Below are 2,201 nucleotides of genomic sequence, written 5' to 3'. Positions count from 1 at the left end.
CCTACATCCTCTTCCCGGGCGCCGGAAGCCGCTTTTTTGGGGGTTTTCCAGCGCACTGATGTTCAACCCGTATGGAGGTTTTCGCCATGTACCGATCGTTATTTCCGCGCGACATGTTCGCCGAACTCGATCGCCTGCAGCGCGACGTGCAGCAGGCCTTCGATCTGTCTCCCAGCATTCGCGGCTTTGGCCGCAGCAGCTTTCCCGCCTTGAACATTGGCGGCACACCGCAAACGATAGAGGTGTATGCCTTTGCGCCGGGCATTGACCCGAAGTCGCTCGACGTCAGCCTGGAGCGCGGCCTGCTCACCATTGCCGGCGAGCGCAAGACTGAACTGCCCGAAGCGGGCGCGCAATCGACCCTGCACATCAATGAGCGCTTTGCCGGCAGCTTCCGCCGCGTGCTCACCGTGCCCGACGACGCCGACCCCGACGCCGTGAACGCCAGCTTCAAGGACGGCCTGGTCCACATCACCATCCAGCGGCGCGCTTCAGCCCAGCCGCGCCGCATCGCCATCCAGTGAAAGGAGGCAAGCCATGAACTACGCCAACACACAACAAACCGGCGGCAACAGCGGCGCCGCACGGAGCAGCGGTAATGGAAGCGCCAACAACGGCAGCACCACCGGCCGCAGCATGCAAACCGGGCAAGCAAACGAAGTGGCGCAGAAAGACACATCGCGCTACGCCAATGGCGCGCTGACGCCGCCCGTCGATGTAATTGAAGACAGCACCGGCATTACGCTGTATGCCGACCTGCCCGGCGTGCCGCGCGACAAGCTGCACCTGCAGGTAGAGGCCGACACGCTGACGATTGATGCCGAGTCGGCCCTGTCTGCGCCCGAAGGTTTGCAGTCAACCCACACCGAAGTGGGGCTGGGCCGCTTTCACCGCGTGTTCACGCTCAGCAAGGAGCTCGACACCGAGAAAGTCAGCGCCGAACTCGCGAACGGTGTGCTGAAGCTGCGCATACCCAAGGCGCAGCACGCACAGCCCCGGCGCATCGAGATCAAGGCAGCTTGATCGCGCTCCCCGCACGACCGCGCCGGCCTGCTTACTTGGCCGGCACCGGCGTGCGCTGGGCCGGGTCATAGAAGAACGTTTCTTCGGCAATGCGCTCGCCTTCCCAGCGCTGGTAAGCGAGTTCTTCCATGCGCATGGTGCTGCCGTCGGCCCACACAAAATTGAACACCCAGCGGATGACGACCTTGTCACCGCTGATAAACACCGGCCGCACGCAGGTTGACGTGACCGACTTCACGCGCGCCATCACTTTTGCCTCACCCTCCACCAGCTTGTCGCGCCCACGGCGCGGCGGCTGCTGGTTCTCTTGCATAGTGGCGTCAGGCGTGTAGAACTCTTCAATCGCTTCGGTGTGCGCGTTCTGTTCAACGCGGGCAACAAAGCGGTCTACGGTTTCAGGCGTGGGCATGCGGGTTTCCTTCGCTTGTTTGGCTGTTGATGCGCTTCGGCTTTCGCGGGGTGCGCGGACCAAGGCAGATGAAACCCAAGTGTTGCACGCTGCGGCTTTTGCCGCAGGCAGCCCCCTGTAAACGTGCTTCGCCGATCAAAACCCGGCGGATAATCCCGATGGGTCTGTCGGCAAGCAGCACCGCGCGCCGGCATTCTCCAGGCAGGTACATACAAATATATTTCCTTGGAGGGAAACATGATGACTTCAGGACTGAAAATTCTCGTCGCCCGGTTTGCCATAAGTCTGTTGCTGGCCATTGCCGGCAGCCAGGCCATGGCGGCAGGTTCATTGGCCATTGACACCCTGCAGGGTGAAAAGTATGGCTTTTCATTCAACCACCCCAGTTCGGACCTGGCCGACCAGCGCTCTATCCGCGAATGCGGTACTGACTGCTCCATCGTGCTGCGCTTCGCCGGCCAGTGCGGCGCCTATGCCGCCGACCAGGCCAAGGGATCCAACGCGTATGGCTGGGGCACCGGCACCACCAGCGCCAACACCCAGGCGCGGGCCATGGCGGAATGCCGGGACAAGGGTGGTTCCAGCTGCAAGGTGCGTGCATGGGGCTGCGACGCCGTCAAGGCGTCTGCCGAAACACAGCCCACGCCCCAGGGCAACAACAAGGCGGCCGGCGGCGGCTTTCCCATGATGGGTGAGTGGCTGGTCGACTATGTTTCGAGCACGGGTTACACCGCCAACGGCACCCTGCGCGTGAGGGAAAACCTTGGCA

Annotated in this window: 5 protein-coding genes; 3 read left to right on the top strand and 2 right to left on the bottom strand. The window is 62.7% G+C overall.

What is annotated here, in order from left to right; all coding sequences use genetic code 11:
- Nucleotides 1-86: 86 nt before the first annotated feature.
- On the top strand, nucleotides 87-524 hold the full coding sequence (locus AC1DWI_RS20440; protein WP_477670551.1) for an Hsp20/alpha crystallin family protein: 438 nt from the start codon (nucleotides 87-89) through the stop codon (nucleotides 522-524).
- A 112-nt stretch (nucleotides 525-636) separates the two neighbouring features.
- Complete coding sequence (locus tag AC1DWI_RS20435; RefSeq protein WP_477670746.1) at nucleotides 637-1,023, top strand: Hsp20/alpha crystallin family protein; 387 nt, start codon at nucleotides 637-639, stop codon at nucleotides 1,021-1,023.
- 31 nt (nucleotides 1,024-1,054) lie between these two features.
- Here AC1DWI_RS20435 and AC1DWI_RS20430 read toward each other — a convergent pair whose 3' ends face one another.
- Both AC1DWI_RS20430 and AC1DWI_RS20425 read right to left on the bottom strand, forming a co-directional pair.
- Nucleotides 1,055-1,432, bottom strand: coding sequence for a nuclear transport factor 2 family protein (locus tag AC1DWI_RS20430; RefSeq protein WP_477670550.1), 378 nt, complete (start codon nucleotides 1,430-1,432; stop codon nucleotides 1,055-1,057).
- A complete protein-coding gene (locus AC1DWI_RS20425; RefSeq protein WP_477670549.1) occupies nucleotides 1,419-1,643 on the bottom strand; it encodes a hypothetical protein in 225 nt (74 codons plus the stop codon). The genes AC1DWI_RS20430 and AC1DWI_RS20425 overlap by 14 nt, the downstream gene beginning before the upstream one ends.
- Before the next feature lie 29 nt (nucleotides 1,644-1,672).
- On the opposite strand from AC1DWI_RS20425, the gene AC1DWI_RS20420 reads away from it, so the two are divergent.
- On the top strand, nucleotides 1,673-2,201 hold a 529-nt coding region (locus AC1DWI_RS20420), incomplete at its 3' end, for a DUF4189 domain-containing protein (protein WP_477725603.1).

This window comes from Polaromonas sp. P3_C2, from assembly GCF_056402675.1.
The sequence above is the reverse complement of the archived record's forward strand: the minus strand, read 5'-3'. Positions and strand labels throughout refer to the sequence as shown.

Bases quoted from the DNA above. Each gene is read 5' to 3' on its own strand.
- AC1DWI_RS20440 (WP_477670551.1), top strand. From the start codon at position 87: ATGTACCGATCGTTATTTCCGCGCGACATGTTCGCCGAACTCGATCGC.
- AC1DWI_RS20435 (WP_477670746.1), top strand. From the start codon at position 637: ATGCAAACCGGGCAAGCAAACGAAGTGGCGCAGAAAGACACATCGCGC.
- AC1DWI_RS20430 (WP_477670550.1), bottom strand. From the start codon at position 1,432: ATGCCCACGCCTGAAACCGTAGACCGCTTTGTTGCCCGCGTTGAACAG.
- AC1DWI_RS20425 (WP_477670549.1), bottom strand. From the start codon at position 1,643: ATGTACCTGCCTGGAGAATGCCGGCGCGCGGTGCTGCTTGCCGACAGA.